The organism is Sphingopyxis sp. CCNWLW2 (assembly GCF_037095755.1).
Taxonomy (GTDB): Bacteria; Pseudomonadota; Alphaproteobacteria; order Sphingomonadales; family Sphingomonadaceae; genus Sphingopyxis.
Map to the genome: position 1 here is coordinate 304,373 of NZ_JBAWKJ010000003.1, position 20,994 is coordinate 325,366.

19 protein-coding genes are annotated in these 20,994 nt (G+C 65.2%); 15 read left to right on the forward strand and 4 right to left on the reverse strand.

The features are described from left to right. Positions 1–6 precede the first annotated feature (6 nt). Entirely contained in the window at positions 7–2,913 is a 2,907-nt protein-coding gene (locus V8J55_RS18855; protein ID WP_336447137.1) for a M16 family metallopeptidase, read from the forward strand. Here V8J55_RS18855 and V8J55_RS18860 read toward each other — a convergent pair. After that, positions 2,910–4,694: a cation:proton antiporter domain-containing protein gene (locus V8J55_RS18860; RefSeq protein WP_336447138.1), complete on the reverse strand. Its 1,785-nt coding sequence runs from the start codon at positions 4,692–4,694 to the stop codon at positions 2,910–2,912. The two genes, V8J55_RS18855 and V8J55_RS18860, sit on opposite strands and share 4 nt — an antisense overlap. 63 nt (positions 4,695–4,757) lie before the next feature. Then, positions 4,758–5,972 (reverse strand): NADP-dependent isocitrate dehydrogenase, encoded by a 1,215-nt coding sequence (locus tag V8J55_RS18865; protein ID WP_336447139.1) that lies wholly within the window; start codon positions 5,970–5,972, stop codon positions 4,758–4,760. 136 nt (positions 5,973–6,108) lie between these two features. Here V8J55_RS18865 and V8J55_RS18870 point away from each other — a divergent pair, with 136 nt between their 5' ends. Beyond that, positions 6,109–6,843, forward strand: coding sequence for a phosphatidylserine decarboxylase (locus V8J55_RS18870; RefSeq protein WP_336447140.1), 735 nt, complete (start codon positions 6,109–6,111; stop codon positions 6,841–6,843). Position 6,844: 1 nt separating this feature from the next. Further along, positions 6,845–7,618: a CDP-alcohol phosphatidyltransferase family protein gene (locus tag V8J55_RS18875; protein ID WP_336447141.1), complete on the forward strand. Its 774-nt coding sequence runs from the start codon at positions 6,845–6,847 to the stop codon at positions 7,616–7,618. Here the strand turns inward: V8J55_RS18875 and V8J55_RS18880 are convergent. Next, a complete protein-coding gene (locus V8J55_RS18880; RefSeq protein WP_336447142.1) occupies positions 7,602–7,862 on the reverse strand; it encodes a hypothetical protein in 261 nt (86 codons plus the stop codon). The genes V8J55_RS18875 and V8J55_RS18880 overlap by 17 nt on opposite strands. A gap of 323 nt (positions 7,863–8,185) precedes the next feature. Here V8J55_RS18880 and rpsB point away from each other — a divergent pair, with 323 nt between their 5' ends. The 12 genes from rpsB (at position 8,186) to rpmE (ending at position 19,479) form a co-directional block, all read left to right on the forward strand. Continuing rightward, complete coding sequence (gene rpsB, locus V8J55_RS18885; RefSeq protein ID WP_137889624.1) at positions 8,186–9,043, forward strand: 30S ribosomal protein S2; 858 nt, start codon at positions 8,186–8,188, stop codon at positions 9,041–9,043. Positions 9,044–9,175: 132 nt separating this feature from the next. Beyond that, the gene (tsf, locus tag V8J55_RS18890) at positions 9,176–10,102 is read left to right on the forward strand and encodes a translation elongation factor Ts (protein WP_336447143.1); all 927 of its coding nucleotides are present in this window, start codon (positions 9,176–9,178) and stop codon (positions 10,100–10,102) included. A 115-nt stretch (positions 10,103–10,217) separates the two neighbouring features. Beyond that, positions 10,218–10,940, forward strand: coding sequence for a UMP kinase (pyrH, locus tag V8J55_RS18895; protein ID WP_336447144.1), 723 nt, complete (start codon positions 10,218–10,220; stop codon positions 10,938–10,940). A gap of 23 nt (positions 10,941–10,963) precedes the next feature. Further along, complete coding sequence (gene frr / locus V8J55_RS18900; RefSeq protein WP_037517475.1) at positions 10,964–11,518, forward strand: ribosome recycling factor; 555 nt, start codon at positions 10,964–10,966, stop codon at positions 11,516–11,518. Between the two features lie 34 nt (positions 11,519–11,552). Beyond that, positions 11,553–12,245 carry a polyprenyl diphosphate synthase gene (gene uppS / locus V8J55_RS18905; protein WP_037517645.1) on the forward strand — a complete coding sequence of 231 codons (693 nt, stop codon included), beginning with the start codon at positions 11,553–11,555 and terminating at the stop codon, positions 12,243–12,245. 3 nt (positions 12,246–12,248) lie between these two features. Further along, positions 12,249–12,926 carry a phosphatidate cytidylyltransferase gene (locus V8J55_RS18910; RefSeq protein ID WP_336447145.1) on the forward strand — a complete coding sequence of 226 codons (678 nt, stop codon included), beginning with the start codon at positions 12,249–12,251 and terminating at the stop codon, positions 12,924–12,926. A 1-nt stretch (position 12,927) separates the two neighbouring features. Continuing rightward, on the forward strand, positions 12,928–14,094 hold the full coding sequence (locus V8J55_RS18915; RefSeq protein ID WP_336447146.1) for a 1-deoxy-D-xylulose-5-phosphate reductoisomerase: 1,167 nt from the start codon (positions 12,928–12,930) through the stop codon (positions 14,092–14,094). Continuing rightward, a complete protein-coding gene (gene rseP, locus V8J55_RS18920) occupies positions 14,087–15,217 on the forward strand; it encodes an RIP metalloprotease RseP (protein ID WP_336447580.1) in 1,131 nt (376 codons plus the stop codon). Before V8J55_RS18915 ends, rseP begins: the two co-directional genes overlap by 8 nt. 73 nt (positions 15,218–15,290) lie before the next feature. Further along, positions 15,291–17,963, forward strand: a complete 2,673-nt coding sequence (bamA, locus tag V8J55_RS18925) for an outer membrane protein assembly factor BamA (protein ID WP_336447581.1) — start codon at positions 15,291–15,293, stop codon at positions 17,961–17,963. Continuing rightward, positions 17,963–18,652, forward strand: coding sequence for an OmpH family outer membrane protein (locus V8J55_RS18930; RefSeq protein ID WP_336447148.1), 690 nt, complete (start codon positions 17,963–17,965; stop codon positions 18,650–18,652). The genes bamA and V8J55_RS18930 overlap by 1 nt, the downstream gene beginning before the upstream one ends. Positions 18,653–18,657: 5 nt before the next feature. Continuing rightward, on the forward strand, positions 18,658–19,137 hold the full coding sequence (gene fabZ / locus V8J55_RS18935; RefSeq protein WP_336447149.1) for a 3-hydroxyacyl-ACP dehydratase FabZ: 480 nt from the start codon (positions 18,658–18,660) through the stop codon (positions 19,135–19,137). A gap of 114 nt (positions 19,138–19,251) precedes the next feature. Further along, positions 19,252–19,479, forward strand: a complete 228-nt coding sequence (gene rpmE / locus V8J55_RS18940; protein WP_336447150.1) for a 50S ribosomal protein L31 — start codon at positions 19,252–19,254, stop codon at positions 19,477–19,479. 27 nt (positions 19,480–19,506) lie between these two features. Here the strand turns inward: rpmE and V8J55_RS18945 are convergent, their stop codons facing one another. Beyond that, positions 19,507–20,979, reverse strand: a complete 1,473-nt coding sequence (locus V8J55_RS18945; protein WP_336447151.1) for a glycerol kinase — start codon at positions 20,977–20,979, stop codon at positions 19,507–19,509. Between the last annotated feature and the right edge of the window lie 15 nt (positions 20,980–20,994).

Sequence of the window (20,994 nt, forward strand, 5' to 3'; positions counted from 1 at the left end):
CTTAGTTTGACCCGATCTTTTCTCCTTGCCGGCGCCGCTGCTGCGTTGCTGCTGACGGGGCCGTCCGTCAGCGCGCAAGGGACGGCGACGAAAACCGCCGGCGCCCCGGCGAAAAGCGGCGACTGGCTGTATGTCGGCAGCGATATTCCGCGCGACACCGCGTGGCAGTTCGGCGTGCTTCCCAACGGTGTGCGCTATGCCGTGCGCAACAATGGCGTTCCCCCGGGGCAGGTGTCGATCCGCGTCCGCATGGACGTCGGCTCGATGTTCGAAACCGAACAGGAGCGCGGTTACGCCCATTTGCTCGAACATCTGACCTTCCGCGGGTCGGAGCATATTCCCGATGGCGAAGCCAAGCGCATCTGGCAGCGGTTCGGCGTTACCTTCGGTAGCGATTCGAACGCGCAGACGACTCCGACGCAGACGGTCTATCAACTCGACCTGCCGAGCGTGACGCCCGCCAATCTCGACGAAAGCATGAAATTGCTGTCGGGCATGGTGCGCGAACCGCGCATCTCCGAACTCGCGGTCGCCGCCGAGCGCGGCGTTGTAATGTCAGAACTGCGCGAAGCCGACGGCCCGCAAAAGCGGATTGCCGACGCGACCAACGCGCATCTGTTCGCAGGGCAATTGCTTGGCGACCGCTCGCCGATCGGCACCACGGCGTCGCTCGGCAAGGCGAGCGCGACCTCGGTCGCCGCCTTCCACAATCGCTGGTATCGCCCCGACCGGGCGGTCGTGGTTATCGTCGGCGATGCCGATCCGGCGGTGCTCGCCGGGCTGGTCGCGAAATATTATGGCGACTGGAAAGCCGACGGACCGAACCCCGCCAATCCCGATTTCGGCAAGCCCGACCCGACCAAACCCGCGGCGCGCGAGATCGTCGAGGCGAACCAGCCGCTGGCGCTGACGCTGGCGATGGTGCGCCCGTGGAAGAAGCGCATCGACACGGTCGAAAATACGCGGCGGCTCTATCTCGAATTCATCGCGCAGGCGCTGGTCAATCGCCGGCTGGAAAACCGCGCGCGCAGCGGCGGCAGCTATCTGGTCGCGACGGTCGAGCAGCAATATGTCAGCCGCAGCGTCGACGTGACGATGGCGTCGATCGTTCCCCTGAGCGACTGGAAAGCCGCGCTTGCCGACGTGCGCGGCGTGATCGCCGACGCGGTGAAAAACCCGCCGTCGCAGGCCGACATCGACCGCGAGGCGAACGAGATTCAGGCGTTCCTGGTCAAGGAGCTGGAGAATGCGCGCAACGAGCCCGGCGCGCGGCTCGCTGACGACATGGTGCGGGCGGTCGATATCAACGAAACGGTAACGAGCCCGCAGGGGCAGGTCGACATGTTCAAGGCGATCCGCGCCTCGGCGACGCCGAAGGTGATGCTGGACATCAGCAAGGCGATCTTTGCCGCGCCGGTCACCCGCGTCGTGCTGACCACGCCAACGCCCGCGGGCGGCGATGCCGCAGTGCTGGCCGCGCTGAAGGCACCCGTGACCGCGCGCGACGACCGGCTGGCGGCGGTGAAGGCCGATTTCAAGCAGCTGCCGGCGATCGGCCAGCCGGGCACGATCGCCGCGACCAGCGCCCTCCTCGGCCTGCGCGCCGAGCGGATCGAATTCGCCAATGGCGTTACCGCGCTCGTTTCGAACAACAAGGTCGAGCCGGGCAAGGTGCGCGTCAATGTGCGCTTTGGCACCGGCAACCGCAGCGTCGCCGCCGACGCGCCGAACCTGCTCTGGACCGGTGACTATGCGCTGGTCGCGAGCGGTATCGGCCCGTGGGGGCAGAACGAGATCGACCAGCTGACCAACGGCCGGCAGATCCAGATGAATTTCGCGATCGACGACGATGCGTTCGAACTGTCGGCCGAAAGCCGGCCCGCCGACCTGGCCGACCAGATGCGGCTGATCGCCGGCAAACTGGCGCAGCCGCGCTGGGATCCGGCGCCGGTCGAACGGCTGCGCATCGGTTTCCTCACCGGATATGATCTCAACGACGCGACGCCCAACGCGGTGCTCGACCGCAATCTGCGCGGCTGGCTGACGAACAATGACGCGCGCTGGGCCGCGCCCGACAAGGCGCAGATCGAGGCGCTGACCCCCGCCGCCTTCCGCGCTTTCTGGGAACCGCGTCTGGCCAGCGGGCCGATCGAGGTGCAGATTTTCGGCGACCTCGAAACCGTCGACTATAAGAAGATCCTCGCCGAGACGCTCGGCGCGCTGCCGCCGCGACAGACCCTCGCGCCGCCCGCCGGCCAGCGCGTCGATTTTGCCAAACATGTCACCGTGCCCGAGATCGCTTACCATCGCGGCGAGCAGGGGCAGGCGGCGGCGATGACCGCCTGGCCGACCGGCGGCGGCCTCGCCAGCCCGCGCGACGCGCGCGGGCTCGAAGTGCTGGCGGCGATCTTCAACGACCGCCTGTTCGATCGTCTGCGCGCCGAGCAGGGCGCAAGCTATGGCCCCGTGGTCGACAGCCACTGGCCGACGGGCTTCGACACTGGCGGCTATCTGCTCGTCGGCAGTCTGCTCGCACCGAAGGATCTCGATCGCTTTTACGGTATCGCCCGCGACATCGCCGCCGACCTGGTCGCAAAGCCGATCACCGCCGACGAACTGGCGCGCAACGCCGGGCCGATCCGCGAGCAGGTCGCGCGCGCGTCGACGGGCAATGTCTATTGGATGTTCCTGCTCGAAGGCGCGACGCGCGATCCGCGCGTCACAGCGGCCGCGCTGTCGATCCAGGACGATATTTCGGCGGTCACTTCGGCCGATATCCAGCGGCTGGCGCGGCAATATCTGACACCCGCGCGCCAATGGTCGCTGGCGATCCTGCCCAAGGGGATGACGCTCGCCGAGGCATCGGCGCTGGGTACAGCGTCGGCTTCGGCGCCCGCGGCGGGCGGGCGTTAAGCCTTCTTGCTGCTCTCGATGGGGCGGCGGGTCTTGCGGATGCGCGGCTCGCGTTCCAGCTGGCCCTTGGTCATAATGTCGTGCCGCATCTTGGCGCGAACGTCGTGGATCGACGCGATCACCGGCCCCATCGCGACGCCGAGGTCGATGAGCACCGCCTCGGCGAGCTGCAGTGAGCTTTCCAGCGTCTCGGGCACCGCGTCGCTCGCTCCTGCCTGATAGAGGGTGGCGGCATGGTCGGCGTCGCGCGCGCGGCTGATGATCGGCAAGTCGGGATATTTCTGGCGAAGCTGGCGCGTCATTCTGAGCTGCTGCACCGGGTCGTCCATGGTGAGGACGATGGCGTTGGCGGTTTCGACCCCCAGCTTGTCGAGGCTGCCCGGGCGCGCGACGTCGGCGAAACGGACGATGAAGCCATCGCGCCGCGCCGCCGCGACGGTGTCGATATCGGCGTCGACCGCGACATAGGGCCGGCCATGTTCGCGCAGCAGTTCGGCTACGGTGTGGCCGACGCGGCCGAAGCCGACGATCACCGTCCGGCCCTCGGGCGTTTCCTCGGCTTGCGTATCGCCGGTGCGCATCTCGATCCGCCGCGCGATGTCGTGGCCGACACGCGCGAGCAGCGGCGTGATCGTCAGCCCGATCGCGGTGACGAGTTGCCAGAATTCGGCGGTGTCCCGGCTGATGATCTGCGCCTGGAGCGCGGTCGCGAGCACGATCAAGGTCGTTTCGGACGGGCTCGACATCAACAGGCCGACCTCGGCCGCCGTCCCGCGCCGCGCGACGTTCGAAAAGCGCAGCAGCGCCGCGGTGACGATCGCCTTGATCGCAACGACGCCGATGACCGCCGCGACGAGCTGGGGCCATTGGTCGGCAATCGTCCTGAGATTGAGCCCCATGCCGACGCTGATCAGGAACACGCCGAGCGCGAGGCCCTTGAACGGCGCGGTGATCGCCTCGACCTCGTTATGATATTCGGTCTCGGCGATCATCAGGCCGGCGAGCAGGGCGCCGACGATGGGCGACAGCCCGACCGCGGCGGTCGCGAGCGCGGCGACGATGACGACGAGCAGACTGGCGGCGAGGAAGAGTTCGGGGTCTTTCGCGCGTGCGGCCTGCGCGAAGATGCGCGGCAGCAGGAACCAGCCGCCGATCGCGAGCGCGGCGACGACCACGGCGCCTTGCCACAGCGTGGTGAGCAGCAGTTCGGCATTGTCGCCCGTGGCGCTGGGCGCCAGCGCGCCGAGAATGAAGATGATCGGGACGATCGCCAGATCCTCGAAGAGCAGCATCGAGAAGGAGGCGCGGCCGACCGCCGATTTGGTGCCCGCGATGGGGAGCACCAGCGCGGTCGAGGAGAGGGCGAGGGCGATGCCAAGCCCGAAGGCGGCGGGGGTCGAATAGCCGCCGACCAGCCATAAGGCGCCGCCGAGGATTGTCCCGCCGAGCAGCAGTTCGGCCGCGCCGATGCCGAACACCAGCTTCCTGAGCTGCCACAGGCGCCGGAACGACAGCTCGAGCCCGATCGAGAACAGCAACAGGATGATGCCGAATTCGGCGAAGAGCGCGATGTCCTCGGTCGATCCGATCGTGATGTGCTTCAGCCACGGATAATCGCTCGTGAGCGCCCCGAGCCCCGACGGTCCGACGAGCAGGCCGACGAGGATGAAGCCGATCACGGGCGGCAGCCGGAAGCGCGCGAACGCCGGGATGACGATGCCCGCGGCGCCGAGGACCACCAGCGCGTTGCCGGTGGCGGAGGTTTCTGTTTCCGATACCATAAGGGCCGACCTTATGCAGGCCGGCCCCGATTGGCTAGAGGACTATCCCAACCTTTTTGGTTGTTATGCGCCCATCTTGGCTTCGAGATTTTCGACGATCGCCTCGAAGAAACCTTCGGTGGTCAGCCAGTTCTGGTCGGGACCGATCAGCAGCGCCAGATCCTTGGTCATCTTGCCGCTTTCGACCGTCGCGACGCAGACCTTTTCAAGGTCGTCGGCGAACTTGATCAGCGCGGCATTGTCGTCGAGCTTGCCGCGGTGCTTGAGGCCACCGGTCCAGGCGAAGATCGATGCGATCGGGTTGGTCGAGGTCGCCTTGCCCTGCTGGTGCATGCGGTAGTGGCGCGTGACGGTGCCGTGCGCGGCTTCCGATTCGACCGTCTGGCCGTCGGGGGTCATCAGCACGCTGGTCATCAGCCCGAGCGAGCCGAAGCCCTGCGCGACGGTGTCCGACTGGACGTCGCCGTCGTAATTCTTGCAGGCCCAGACGAACTTGCCGCTCCACTTGAGCGCCGAGGCGACCATGTCGTCGATCAGGCGATGTTCGTACACGATGCCGATCTCGTCGAACTGCGTCTTGAATTCGGCGTTGAACACTTCTTCGAACAGGTCCTTGAAGCGGCCGTCATAGGCTTTCAGGATCGTGTTCTTGGTCGACAGATACACCGGCCACTGGCGCGCGAGGCCATAGTTCAGGCTGGCGCGGGCGAAGTCGCGGATCGAATCGTCGAGATTGTACATGCCCATCGCAACGCCCGACGACGGGAACTGGAACACTTCCTCGTCGATCAGCGTGCCGTCCTCGCCTTCGAACACCAGGCGCAGCTTGCCGGGGCCGGGGACGCGGAAGTCGGTCGCCTTATACTGGTCGCCGAAGGCATGACGGCCGACGACGATCGGGTCGGTCCAGCCGGGGACGAGGCGCGGGACGTTCTTCATCACGATGGGTTCGCGGAAGACGACACCGCCCAGGATGTTGCGGATCGTGCCGTTCGGCGACTTCCACATCTTCTTCAGGCCGAATTCCTCGACGCGCGCTTCGTCGGGGGTGATCGTCGCGCACTTCACGCCGACGCCATGCTTCTTGATCGCGTTCGCGGCCTCGACGGTGATCTTATCGTCGGTGCGGTCGCGTTCCTCGATGCCGAGGTCGTAATAATGAAGATCGATGTCGAGATAGGGAAGGATCAGCCGCTCGCGGATCCACTGCCAGATGATCCGGGTCATTTCGTCGCCGTCGAGTTCGACGACCGGGTTGGCTACCTTGATCTTGCCCATGCGTTCAGCCTTTTTCCTTGGGGAGTCGGAGTTGCGAGCGCCTTAGGCAAAGCGGGGCGATTGATCAACTGCCGGTGGAACCGGCCGCTCAGCTTATCCATTGTCAGTATAGAAGCTGCCCCCTAGAAGAACGGCCATGTCCAATATCATATCCTCGAACCGCCCTGGCGGCGGCATCAAATGGCACTGGCCGTCGATCCATCCCGAAGGCCGCAAATTCCTTTTGATCGCCGGTATCGTGACCCTCTGTTTCTGGCTGCTCGGCTGGGAAATTCTCGGCTGGCTGATGCTGGGCGTGACATTGTGGGTCGGTGCCTTCTTTCGCGACCCGGTGCGCGTGACCCCGGCGGGGAACGACGTTATCATCGCGCCCGCCGACGGGCTGATCACCCAGATCGCCGAAGTCCCGCCGCCGCCCGAAATCTCCGGCCCCGACGGGCTGGGCGCCGCGCCGATGCTGCGCGTGTCGATTTTTATGAGCGTCTTCGACGTCCACATCAACCGAACCCCCGTCGCCGGAACGCTGCGCAAGCTCGTCTATATTCCGGGCAAATTCGTGAATGCCGACCTCGACAAAGCGAGCGAGGAGAATGAGCGCCAGCATTTCGTCGTCGAGCGCGCCGACGGTGTGCGCGTCGGCTTCACCCAGATCGCCGGGCTTGTCGCACGCCGCATCATGCCCTTCGTGACGATGGGCAACGAACTCACCACCGGGCAGCGCGTCGGGCTGATCCGGTTCGGCAGCCGCGTCGATGTCTATCTGCCTGCCGGAACGGCGCCGCAGGTGCTGCTCGGCCAGCGCACGCTCGCCGGCGAAACGATCGTCGCGCGGATCGGCACCGCCGAGACGATCGACGGGATCGGTCAATAATATGACCGAGGACGAGCAGGTCATCCCCGATGCCGCGGGTCGCCGCATCGCCGGGGTCAGCCTGCGCGCCTTTGCGCCCAATGCGATCACCATCCTCGCGCTCTGTTCGGGGCTGACCGGCGTCCGTTTTGCGATCGGCGGCGAATGGACAGCGGCGGTGACGATGATCATCGTCGCCGGGGTGCTCGACGGCATGGACGGGCGCATCGCGCGGCTGCTGCGCGCGCAGAGCAAATTCGGCGCCGAGCTCGATTCGCTGTCCGACGTGATCGCGTTCGGCGTCGCGCCGGCGATGATCCTGTTCCTCTGGTCGCTTGCCGACGCCCCCAAATTCGGCTGGACCGCGGCGCTGGCGCTCGCGGTGTGCTGTGCGCTGCGGCTCGCGCGTTTCAATTCGCGCCTCGACGCCGAATTTCAGCCGCACAAATCGGCGGGCTTTATGACCGGCATTCCGGCGCCCGCCGGCGCGGGGCTGTCGTTCGTTCCCGTCTATCTGTGGCTGGTCACGCGGAACGACCTGTTCCGCGAATGGTATGTCGTGATGCCCTGGGCGATCGCGATCGCGATGCTGATGATCTCGGCAATTCCGACCTATAGCTGGTCGTCGATCCGCCTTCGCCGGTCGTGGCGCCTGTTCGCGCTGGCGGGGGTGGGCCTGCTCGGCGCCGCGCTCGTCACCGCGCCCTGGCAGACATTGCTCGCGGTGTGTGCGCTCTATCTGGCGATGCTGCCCTTCGGGCTTGCGAGCTACGCGAAGGTCAAGCGGCGCGGCTGAGCGCCGGTTGCATGCGTGCCGCAGCACGGATCGGGCGCGGGGCGTCGCGGCGCGCCGACGAGCGGCGCAGCGTCATCTTTTGCGGAAGGGGCCCCGACTGCGGGGCGGTTTCGGCCGGGAAGGCGCCGTCGCCGAGCAGCGCCGAGAGAATCGCATTCTCGTTATTCTTGAGCATGGCCAGGATCACCGTGACGCCGAGACCGGCGGCGAGAGCGAAGAGGAGAGCGGCAGCGACCTGAACCATGATCTTGTCCTTTCGGCTTCTGTGTGCGAAACCTTTGTTGACCAGCGACGGTTTCGTTGAACTTTTCGTTCCATGTTCTTGTTTTGTTCTCAACACTTTTGCGACGAACGGAGTCGTTTTGTCGCCGAGTTGAGTCTGGGGCCGCGCCTCGGTTGTGTCCCCATTGAACGCGAAAAGGCACGCACGCCCCTTGCTTTTGGCGGCCAAGGCGGCTAACGGCCCGCCCATTCCACATGGAAGGCGCACATAAACCGGTGCCGGATCGTCCGCTTGCGGGCCTTCGGTTCTTGCTTTCCAGAGGACCAACCGGAAGGAGAAAGACTATGGCGGCACCTGTCGTCACGATGCAGAATCTTATCGAAGCTGGCGCCCACTTCGGCCACCAGACTCACCGTTGGAACCCGCGCATGAAGCCGTACATCTTCGGCGCGCGCAACGGCATCCACATTCTCGACCTGTCGCAGACCGTGCCGCTCTTTGCGCGCGCCCTCGACTTCATCGCGTCCTCGTCGGCCGCCGGTGGCAAGGTCCTGTTCGTCGGCACCAAGCGCCAGGCGCAGGGTCCGATCGCCGACGCCGCGCGCGCTTCGGGTCAGCACTTCGTCAACCATCGCTGGCTGGGCGGCATGCTCACCAACTGGAAGACGATCTCGGGTTCGATCAAGCGTCTCAAGACGCTCGAAGAGCAGCTCTCGGGCGACACCTCGGGCCTCACCAAGAAGGAAGTGCTCAACAAGACGCGCGAGCGCGACAAGCTCGAAATGAGCCTTGGCGGCATTCGCGACATGGGCGGCATTCCCGACGTGATGTTCGTGATCGACGCGAACAAGGAAGAGCTGGCGATCAAGGAAGCCAACGTCCTTGGCATCCCCGTTGTCGCGATCCTCGATTCGAACGTCTCGCCCGACGGCATCGCCTTCCCGGTTCCGGCGAACGATGACGCTGCGCGCGCCATCCGCCTCTACTGCGATGCGGTGGCCCAGGCGGCGACCCGTGGCGGCCAGCAGGCCCGCGCGAACCGCGGCGAAGATCTCGGCGCCGCTGTCGAGCCCGCCGCCGAAGCCGTGCTGGCCGAAGAAGCGGCCGCTCCGGTTGCTGAAGACGTTGCCGCTCCGGTGACTGAAGACGAACAGGTCCCGGCCGAAGCTGCCGCCGAAACCGAACGTCAGAGCGACGCCTAGTCGCTCTCGGGCATGACGGGGCGGCGCGGCAAGGCCCACGCCGTCCCTGTCATCCCTTTGACTTATCGCCCCGCCATGCGCGCGGGCGTCCCGCGGGCCAGATGGGCTCGCCCCTTTTGAAAGGATTTTTCCATGGCTGAAATTACGGCCGCTCTCGTCAAGGAACTGCGCGACCGCACGGGCGCAGGCATGATGGACTGCAAAAAGGCGCTCGCCGAAAACAACGGTGACATCGAAGCGTCGATCGACTGGCTGCGCACCAAGGGCCTCGCCGCCGCCGCCAAGAAGGCCGGCCGCGTCGCCGCCGAAGGCCTCGTTGGCGTCGCCACCGACGGCACGCGCGGCGCGATGGTCGAAGTTAACAGCGAAACCGACTTCGTCGGCAAGAATGAGCAGTTCCAGCTATTCGTCCGCGACGTGACGCAGGTCGCGCTCGCCGGCAATATCTCGGACATCGAGGCGCTCGCCGCTGCGGCCTATCCGGGCGGTGAAACCGTCGCCGAGAAGCTGACCAGCAACATCGCGACGATCGGTGAAAACCAGTCGCTGCGCCGCAGCGTCATCGTCTCGGTGAACTCGGGCGTCGTCACGGGCTATGTCCACAACGCCGCCGCACCCGGCATGGGCAAGATCGGCGTGCTCGTCGCGCTCGAATCGACCGCCGGTGCCGACGTTCTCGAACCGCTGGGCAAGCAGCTCGCGATGCACGTCGCCGCAGCGAACCCGCTGGCGCTGAACGGCGACGACCTCGACGCCGACCTCGTCGCCCGCGAACGCGCGATCGCCGAGGAAAAGGCTGCCCAGTCGGGCAAGCCCGCCGACATCGTTTCGAAGATGGTGGATGGTTCGATCGCGAAGTTCCGCAAGGAAAACGCGCTGCTGTCGCAGCTGTTCGTGATGGACGGCAAGACTCCGGTCGCCGAAGTCGTCGCCGCAGCCGGCAAGGATGTCGGCGCGGACGTGACGCTCAAGGCTTTCGTCCGCTTCCAGCTCGGTGAAGGCATCGAGAAGGAAGAAAGCGATTTCGCGGCGGAAGTCGCAGCCGTCGCTGGCGTTTAAAAAAGAAGATTCGGATTGCCGCGTTCATCGCGGTAGTCCGCTTGGCAATGGCGCGTGCCCGCTCTAGGGTGCGCGCCATTCGCTTATTCATCGATTACATAAGGTTCCCCCGATCATGGCTCTGCCCGGCATGAAACGTATTCTGCTGAAACTGTCGGGCGAGGCGCTGATGGGCTCCAGCCCGTTCGGCATCGATCCCGAAACCGTCGCGAGCATGGCCGCCGAGGTCAAGGAAGCCAAAGGTCGCGGGCTCGAAATCTGCCTCGTCATCGGCGGCGGCAATATCTTTCGCGGCATGGCGGGCGCCGCCAAGGGCATGGACCGCGCGCAGGCCGACTATATGGGCATGCTCGCCACCGTGATGAACGCGCTCGCGATGCAGAATGCGCTCGAACAGCTCGGCGTCGAAACGCGCGTCCAGTCGGCGATCGAGATGGACAAGGTGTGCGAGCCGGTGATCCGCCGCCGCGCCGAGCGCCATATGGAAAAGGGCCGCGTGGTGATCTTCGCTGCCGGTGTCGGTGCGCCTTATTTCACGACCGACAGCGGCGCCGCGCTCCGCGCCGCCGAAATGAAGTGCGACGCGCTGCTCAAGGGCACCAGCGTCGACGGCGTCTACAACGCCGATCCCAAAAAGGATCCGACCGCGGTCCGTTACGATACGCTGAGCTATGACCGCGTCCTCGCCGACAATCTGAAGGTGATGGACGCGAGCGCGGTCGCGCTCTGCCGCGACAATCATATCCCGATCGTCGTGTTCAACATCCGCGAACCCGGCAATCTGGCGCGCGTGCTGGCGGGCGAGGGTGTTTCGACCATCGTCGGCGACGCGGCCTGACAAGAATAGAAGAGGAAAAGACGATGGCGAAATATGACAAGGCCGACCTCGAACGCCGCATGCACGGCGCGGTCGAAGCGCTGAAGAGCGACCTTTCGGGCCTCCGCACCGGCCGCGCGCATACCGCGCTGCTCGATCCGGTGACGGTCGAGGTCTATGGCAGCCACATGCCGCTGAACCAGGTCGCCTCGGTCAGCGCCCCCGAACCGCGCATGCTGTCGGTGCAGGTGTGGGACAAGTCGAACGTCGGCCCGGTCGACAAGGCGATCCGCTCGGCGGGCCTTGGGCTCAACCCGATCGTCGACGGCCAGATGCTGCGCCTGCCGATCCCCGAAATGACGCAGGAGCGCCGCAAGGAGCTGTCGAAGCTCGCCGGCCAATATGCCGAAAAGGCGCGCATCGCGGTGCGCAACGTCCGCCGCGACGGCATGGACAATCTGAAGGCCGACGAGAATAAGAAGGAAATCAGCGAGGACGAGCGCAAGCGCCACGAAACCGAGGTGCAGAAGCTGACCGACGCGACGATCGCCGAACTCGACGCCGCCGCGGCCGCCAAGGAAAAGGAAATCCTGGGCTAGTGGATCGGTCGGTTTTCGGGACCCTGTGCAGACCATGACGACAGCAGCCGCCAGCCACGGCGCACGCCATGTCGCCATCATCATGGACGGCAATGGCCGCTGGGCCAAGAAGCGCCTGCTGCCCCGCGTCGCGGGCCACAAAGCCGGGGTCGAGGCGGTGCGCACGATCGTGCGTGCCGCGGGCGACCTCGGCATCGAGGCGATGACGCTCTACGCCTTCAGTTCCGAAAACTGGAAGCGGCCCGAGGAAGAGGTCAGCGACCTGATGGGGCTGATGAAGCGCTTCATTCTGTCGGACCTCGACGAATTCGCGGCGAATGACGTGAAGCTGAAGGTGATCGGCAACTGGCGCGCGCTCGCGCCCGACGTCGTCAAACTGATCGAAAATGCGCTCGAACGCACTTCGGGCAACAAGCGCACGACGCTCGCGGTCGCGCTCAACTATGGCGCGCAGGACGAGCTGGTTCGCGCCGCGACCGCCGCGGCCGCATCGGGCGAGATTACGGCCGAGGCGATCGAGGCGAACCTCGACACTGCCGACATGCCGCCGCTTGACCTGCTCATCCGCACCTCGGGGGAGGTGCGGCTGTCGAACTTCCTGCTCTGGCAATCGGCTTATGCCGAACTCTATTTCACCGACAAGCTGTGGCCGGATTTCAAGCCGGCCGATCTCAAGGCAGCGCTCGACCATTTTGCGCGGCGCGACCGCCGTTACGGGGGACTTTAGTTCATGGCGGCAGCGGGCAAATCGGACCTGTGGGTGCGGATCGGGTCGGCGATCGTCCTGTTTGCGATCGCGGGCACTGCGCTTTGGTTCGGAGGGCTCGCTTTCGGTCTGCTGCTCCTCGTCGGCGGGGCGCTTGTCCTCGTCGAATGGTTCGCGCTGGTTCGCGCAATGACCCTCGGCGGCGGCACAAAAACCGCACTCAACCTGCTCGGTCCGATCCTCGTTCTCGGCGCGATGGCGGGGCTCTGGTTCATCCGCGACCATCTTGGCATGACCGCCGCGCTGTGGGTTTTCGGGATGGTCTGGGCGACCGACATCGGCGCCTATTTCGCCGGCCGCGCCTTTGGCGGCGCGCGCCTCGCACCCAAAATCAGCCCGTCGAAGACCTGGTCGGGCCTGATCGGCGGTATGGTCGCCGCGCTGATCGCCAGCGCCACCATTGGCGACCGCGCGGGCATCGTCGGCGTGCCTTTGTGGATCGGTCTGTTCATGGGGCTGCTCGCGCAGCTTGGCGACCTCGCGCAAAGCTGGATGAAGCGCCGCGCGGGGGTCAAGGATTCGGGCAAGCTCATCCCCGGCCACGGCGGCCTGTTCGACCGCGTCGACGGCGTGCTGCCGGTGGCGCTGCTGCTCGGCGCGCTTGCCTTCGTTGGCCAGATCGCCGTGCGGGCGGCGGGTTGAGATGACGCAGCGCCGCCTCTCGCTGTTCGGCGCCACCGGATCGGTCGGGCAATCGACCCTCGATCTGGTGCGGCGCGACGGCGAGGCTTGGGCTATCGGTGTGCTGACCGCGAACAGCGACGTCGCTGAACTCACGAAGCTCGCGAAGGAATTTCGCCCCGATATCGCGGTGATCGCCGACGACGCGCGCTATGGCGAACTCGCCGAGGCGCTGGCCGGCACCGGGATCGAAGTAGCGGCGGGCGCCGAAGCGCTTGTCGAAGCGGCGCAGCGACCCACCGACCTCGTCATGGCGGCGATCGTCGGCACCGCGGGGCTCGCGCCGACGATGGCGGCGCTTGCCGCCGGATACGATGTCGCGCTCGCCAACAAGGAAGCGCTCGTGTCGTCGGGCGAACTGATGACCGCGGTGGCGCGCACGTCGGGCGCGACGATCCTGCCCGTCGACAGCGAGCATAATGCGATTTTCCAGTGCCTCGCGGGCGGGCGCATCGATCAGGTGCGCCGCATCATCCTGACCGCGAGCGGGGGCCCGTTCCGCACGATGAGCGCCGACGATATGGCGCGCGTCACCCCGGCACAGGCGGTGGCGCACCCCAACTGGTCGATGGGCGCGAAGATCAGCGTCGATTCGGCGACGATGATGAACAAGGGGCTCGAGCTGATCGAGGCGCATCATCTGTTCCCCGTCGGGCTCGATCGCATCGAAATCCTCGTCCACCCGCAATCGGTGATCCACAGCCTCGTCGAATATATCGACTGTTCGACGCTGGCGCAGCTCGGCTCGCCCGACATGCGCATCCCGATCAGCAGCGCGCTCGCCTGGCCGCAGCGGATGGCGACGCCGTGCGCGCCGCTCGACCTCGCCAGCATCGCGCGGCTCGATTTCGAGGCGCCCGACGAGGTCCGCTTCCCCGCGACCGCGCTCTGCCGCGCCGCGATCGCCGAGGGCGGCGCGCGCCCCGCGCAGCTCAACGCAGCGAACGAGGTGGCGGTCGCCGCCTTCCTCGCGGGGCGCATTTCCTTCCCCGCGATCGTCGATACGGTGCGCCGCGTGATCGATGCCGACGCCCCGGCCGTGCCTGCATCGCTTCAGGACATATTCAGCGTCGATGCGGCATCCCGCGCGGCTGCTCAGCATTTTGTGGACCAATATGAACATGCCTGATGTGCCGCTTTGGCTTTATTTCGTCGCTTTTCTCGCGGTGCTGGGGCCGCTCGTCTTCGTACACGAATATGGCCACTATATCGTCGGCCGCTGGTGCGGGGTGAAGGCTGACACCTTCTCGATCGGTTTCGGGCGCAAGATCCTCGGCTGGACCGACAAGCGCGGCACCGAATGGAAGATCGGCTGGCTGCCCCTAGGCGGCTATGTCCAGTTCGCGGGCGACCGCGATGCGGTCAGCCAGCCCGATGCCGATTGGCAGGCGCTGCCCGCCGAGCAGAGGTCGCACACCTTCCCCGCGCAGCCGGTGTGGAAGCGCGCGCTGATCGTCCTCGCGGGACCCGTGACCAACTTCCTGTTCGCCATCCTGATCTTTGCGGCCTTTGCGATGGTTTACGGCGTCGGCCGTACCCCGCCCGTGATCGGAAAGGTAGACGCCGGACGACCGGCAGCCGAGGCTGGCCTGCTCGCCGGTGATCGCATCCTGTCGATCGATGGGCGCCCTATCGAACTGTTCATCGACATTCAAAGCGCCGTCTCCTTCAATCTTGCGAAGCCTGCGGAACTGGTCGTCGAGCGGGGCGGCGAGCGTTTTACGCTGACGCTCAAGCCGCAAATGATTACCGAGACCGATCCTTTCGGGAACAAGTCGCAGCGTGCAATCCTCGGGGTTCGGCCCGCAAAGCCTGTCTATACGGCAGTCGGCCCGGTCGAGGCGCTAGGTGTGGGAGTCGATCGGACAGCCACAATGGTTCGCCTGACCGCTTCGATCATGCAGCAGTTTCTGACCGGTCAGCGTTCGATCAAGGAAATGGGCGGCCCGGTAAAGATCGCCAAGGCGTCGGGGGAGGCGGCGTCGCTGGGGATCGAAGACCTGATCCTGTTCACCGCCTTCATTTCCATCAATCTGGGGTTCATCAATCTCTTGCCATTGCCGATGCTCGATGGCGGTCATCTGGCCTTTTACGCCTATGAAGCGATCCGGCGCCGCCCCGCGCCGCCGCAGGCGCAGGAATGGGCGTTCCGATTCGGCTTTGCGGCCATCGTGACCCTTATGCTGGTCGTGACTTTCAACGATTTGGGCTCAATTGGCGTGTGGGACAGGATCGCCCGCTTGATTGGCTAGCGAGTCTGGGGCAGGGAGTGGCGCACGAACCCGCGGTCAGGCGGGTTTGTCGCTTTTGAGTTATTTTTTCGGGATGAACAGCGTGGCTTCACACAAATTCTCGGCGCGGACGCAGCTGTCGGTACTTCTTTTGGCCGGCACGATGCTCGCGACGCCGGTGATGGCGCAACAGGTTGCGCCGCCAGTCGTCCCGGCTCCGGCTCCCGAAGCGGCTCCAGCCGCGACGACGGTCAAGTCGATCACCGTCGTCGGCAACCAGCGGCTCGAGGCGCAGACGATCCTGTCGTATCTGCGCCTGCGCGTCGGCCAGCAATATGATCGCTCGATCCTCGATCAGGCGCTGAAGGATCTGGCCGCCACCGAATTGTTCAAGGATTTCCAGATCACCGACAATACCGGTGCGCTGACGATCCAGGTCACCGAGAACCCGGTGATCAACCGCGTCATCCTCGAGGGCAACAAACGCCTGAAGGAAGACAAGATCCGCCCCGAGATCAAGCTCGCGCCGCGTCAGATCTTCACCCGCTCGAAAGTCCGCGCCGACGTGGCGCGCATCATCGAACTCTACAAGCGCCAGGGCCGCTTCGCCGCTACGGTCGAGCCCAAGATGGTATCGCTCGACCAGAACCGCGTCGACGTCGTCTTCGAAATCAACGAGGGGCCGAAATCGAAGGTCCGCCAGATCAACATCATCGGCAACGAGAAGTTCAGCGACGGCGATCTCAAGGACGAGATGGCGACGAAGCAGTCGAGCCTGATGACGATCCTGTCGTCGAATACCAGCTACGACCCCGATCGCCTGGCCTATGACCAGCAGAAGCTGCGCCTTTTCTACCTGACCAACGGTTACGCCGATTTCCGCGTGATTTCGGCGGTGGCCGAGCTGACGAGCAACAAGCAGGACTTCATCATCACCTATGTGGTCGAGGAAGGCGAGCGCTACAAGTTCGGCGACATCGACGTGAAGAGCGAAATCCGCGACTTCCAGCCCGAAATGCTGAAAAAGCTGCTGCCGATGCAGACCGGCGACTGGTATGACGCCAAGCAGGTCGAGGATACGGTCGAAAGCCTCAGCGAAACCGCGGGCCTGTTCGGTTACGCCTTTGCCGACATCAATCCCGAATTCCGCCGCGACCCCGAAACGCGGACGATGGCGATCACCTTCAACGTTGCGGAAAGCCCGCGTACGTACGTCGAGCGCATCGACGTCAACGGCAACACGCTGACCCACGACAAGGTCGTGCGCCGCGAGTTCCGCCTGAACGAAGGCGATGCGTTCAACAGCTTCGGCGTCAAGCGCACCGAGAACCGCATCAACAGCCTGGGTTATTTCCAGGAAAACCTCGAAATCGAGCGCAAGGAAGGCAGCGCCCCCGACCGCATCATCCTCGAAACCAACGTCGAGGAAAAGCCGACCGGCGAACTGTCGCTGTCGGCCGGTTTCTCGTCGATCGAGAATTTCCTGCTCCAGGCGTCGATCCGCCAGCGCAACTTCCGCGGTCTCGGCCAGCAGCTCCAGGCGTCGGTCAACTATTCGAGCTATTCGAAGTCGATCGAACTCGGCTTTACCGAACCCTATCTGTTCGACCGCAACATTTCGGTGGGCGGCAGCATCTATCGCCGCGATTTGAACTCGTTCAATTTCATCAACAACGACCGCCGGACGACCTTCCAGCAGGTCACGACCGGTGTCCAGATCAACGCCGGCGTGCCGCTGACCGAATTCATGTCCTTCTTCGCGCGCTACAGTCTCAACTTCGACGATGTGACGCTCGACAAGGGGATCTATTATTTCGGCGACCAGTGCGACCCGCTCGTCGCCGGCCGTTATCTGTGCGACGCGATCGGTAACCGCACGACGTCGCTGCTCGGTTATACGCTCGCCTATGACGACCGCGACAACCGCCTGCGCCCGACGCGCGGCCAGTCGCTTTCGCTCAGCCAGGATTTCGCCGGCCTCGGCGGCAGCGTCAAATATGTCCGCACACGCCTGAACGGATCGAAGCACTTCAACCTCGGCAGCCGCTTCATCCTCAATCTCTCGGCCGAAGGCGGCTATATCTATCCGTTCGGCGGCCGTCCGACCCCGACCAGCGACAAGGTTCGCCTGACCGACCGCTTCTTCCTTGGCGAACCGCAGATGCGCGGCTTCGACATTCGCGGCGTCGGCCCGCGCGTCATACGCTACGGCTCGGTCGACCTGACCGATCCGGCCAATCCCGTCCTCGACACCACGACCAACGATCGCGGACAGATCGACGACGCGCTCGGCGGCCGCGCTTATTATCAGGGCCGGATCGAACTCGATATTCCGCTCGGCACCGGCGCGAAGGAAATGGGACTTCGCCCGTCGATCTTTGTCGATGTGGGTTCGGTGTTCAGTGTGCGCAGGCCGCAGTTGACGACGCTCGAGGATTTTCGTGACACCCGTCCAGGTGTGCCCGGCGAAGGCCTGATCAAGTATCGCTGTCGCAAGGCATCGACCAGCGAGGATGTTTTCGCGACGCTGACCCCGAATACGACCAATCAATATACGACGTGCGACACGGCCAATGGCTTCAGCGCCCTCCCGCCGTTCGAGGAACGCTTCTTCGGTGACACATGGATGCCGCGCGTGTCGATCGGTGCCGGGGTGAACTGGAACTCTCCCTTCGGTCCCTTCCGGATCGACTTCGCTTACGCCCTTCGCAAAGAAGAGGGTGATGATACCAAACGCTTCTCATTCAATGTAGGAACCCAATTCTGATGAAGAAAATCCTTGCCGCCTCGGCGCTGGCGATTGCCACGCTGTCGGTTTCGCCCCTCCTGTCGGCTCCCGCCATTGCCCAGGCAAAGGGTGTCGGCGTCGCCGACGTCCGCGTCGCCGCTGCCCGCTCGAACGCCTTCCAGACCGCCTCGACGCAGATCGAAACGACCTACAAGGCGCAGATCGACCAGCAGCAGTCGCGCGGCCAGACGCTGCAGGCCGAAATCAATGTCCTGATCGCGAAATATAACGAAGAAGCGAAGAAGACGCCGGTCAACCAGACTTCGCTGCAGGCTGCCGCCAAGGCCGTCCAGGACAAGCGCCAGGCCGCGCAGACCGAGCTTGGTCAGATCGGTGCGCCCGTCGACCTCGCGATCGCTTATGTCGAAGACCAGATCAGCGTTCGCATGAACGAAGCGATCAAGGCCGCGATGACCGCGAAAAAGGTCGACCTGCTCGTCAACCCCGAGGCGGTGATCGCGCGCGAAAACAATGTCGACATCACCGACGCGGTGGTTGCCGAACTCAACCGCATCCTGCCGAACGTGTCGATTGCGGTTCCTGCCGGTTACCAGCCGGGCCAGCTTGTCCAGCAGCGCAACCAGCAGCTGATGGATCAGGCGCGCGCCGCGCAGGGTACGCGTCCGGCGACCCCGGCTCCGACCGGCACCGCACCGACGACCCGCTAAGATCGATGACGGACGGGGAAATTTCGGACGGCGCTTTGGGCCCGGTGGATATCCGCCGGATCCTGACGCTGCTGCCGCATCGTTATCCGATGCTGCTCGTCGACCGGGTGGAATCGATGGTGAAGGACACCTCGATCCACGCGGTCAAGGCAGTGACGATCAACGAGCCCTTTTTCCAAGGGCATTTTCCCGGCCGGCCGATCATGCCCGGCGTCCTTATCGTCGAGGCGCTGGCGCAGGCCGCCGGCATTCTCGCGATCGAATCGATGGGCCTCGCCGGCACGGGCAAGCTGGTTTATTTCATGGCGATCGACGGGGCGAAGTTCAGAAAGCCGGTCGAACCCGGCTGTCTGCTCGACCTGCACGCCACGATCATTCAGGCCAAGCGCAGCGTTTGCCGTTTCGAAGGCAAGGCGATGCTGAATGGCGCGCTCGCTGCGGAATGCCAGTTCACCGCGATGATCGCCGATCCGCCGAGCGACTAAGCAAGACTTGCAAAATCCGGCTTTCGCCGTTAGGGGCCACCGCTTCGCGGCCCCGGACGGGGAAGCAACGACTCACGCGGCTGGTCGGAAACCAGCGGCACAGGAGCTTGAGACATGAAAAACGACATTCACCCCGACTATCACATGATCACGGTCAAGATGACCGATGGCACCGAGTATCAGACGCGCTCGACCTGGGGCAAAGAGGGCGACGTGATGACGCTCGAAATCGACCCCACTGCGCACCCGGCCTGGACCGGCGGCACCGGACGCATGCTCGACGCTGCGGGTCAGGTCGCGAAGTTCAACAAGCGTTTCGGTGGTCTCACCCTCAAGCGCTAATGGCGCCCACCTCCGCGAACGCGGGGGTCAGCCCAGAACCTTTGCAAGCGCGCTTTGCCAGCCGGCAAGGCGCGTTTTGCGTTTGTCGGCACCCAGTGCCGGCGTGAAGCGCGTCGCGGTGCCGCGCATCGCCTTCGCGGCGCTGGCGAGTTCGGGGTACAGTCCGGCTCCCGTTGCAGCGAGCATCGCGGCGCCGAGTGCGGTGCTTTCGACGAAATCGGGCCGCTCGACGGTGATGCCCAGCATGTCGGCAAGGTCCTGCGCCATCCAGTCGTTCGCGGCCATGCCGCCGTCGATCCGCACCTCGGCCCAGTCGACGCCGTCGGCGGCAAACGCCGATTTCAGGTCGTGCGCCTGATAGGCCTGCGCTTCGAGCGCCGCGCGCGCGACATGCGCCTTGCCCGTCGCAAAGCTCAGCCCCGACAGCGCCGCGAGCGCATCGGGACGCCAGTGCGGCGCGCCGAGCCCGGTGAGGGCGGGGACCAGATAGACGCCGCCATTGTCGGCCACCGAGCGCGCCAGCCCCTCGCTCTCGCCCGCATTGGCGAGCAGGCCCAGCCCGTCGCGCAGCCATTTGATCAGGCTGCCCGCGACGAACACCGATCCTTCGAGCGCATAGGAGCGGACGTCGCCTTCCTGCACCAGCACCGTCGCGAGCAGACGGTTCGCCGATTGCGGCCGCACTGTCCCGCTCGCCGACAGGATGAAGGCGCCGGTGCCGAAGGTCGCCTTGGTCTGCCCCGGCGACAGGCACGCCTGGCCGATCGTCGCCGCCTGCTGGTCGCCCGCCATCCCGCAGATCGGGATCGCGCCGCCGAACAGCGCCGGATCGGTTGTTCCGACGCGCGTCGTGCAGCCGGTGATTTCGGGGAGCAGGTTCATCGGCACGCCGAGCAGGTCGCACAGTTCGCCATCCCAGCCGCCCTGGCCGTTGATGTCCATCAGCAAGGTGCGCGACGCATTGCTCGCATCGGTGACATGGACGCCGCCGGTCAGGCGATAGATCAGATAGGATTCGACCGTCCCGACCGCGAGCCGGTCGCCGGCTTCGTTGAGCGGCGGCCAGTGCTTCAGCGCCCAGCCGATCTTGGTGCCTGAGAAATAAGGATCGAGCAGCAGCCCGCTTTTCGCCTGCGCCAGTTCTTCATGGCCCGCATCTTTCAGCGCCGCGCAATCGGCGGCCGAGCGCCGGTCCTGCCACACGATCGCGCGCGCGAGCGGTTCGCCCGTCGTGCGGTCCCAGAACACCACCGTCTCGCGCTGGTTGGTGATCCCGATCGCGGCGACATGATCGGCGCCGCCGGCCTGCGCGATCATCTCGCGCGTGCAGGCGAGGGTGGCTTCCCAGATTTCGGCGGCGTCATGCTCGACCAGCCCGGGGCCGGGATAATGCTGCCGGATCTCGCGCTGCGCGCTGCCGAGCGGGGTGCCGTCGGCGCCGAAAAGCATCGTGCGCGTCGACGTCGTGCCCTCGTCGATGACGATGATTTTCTCGGCCATTATGAACCCCCAAAA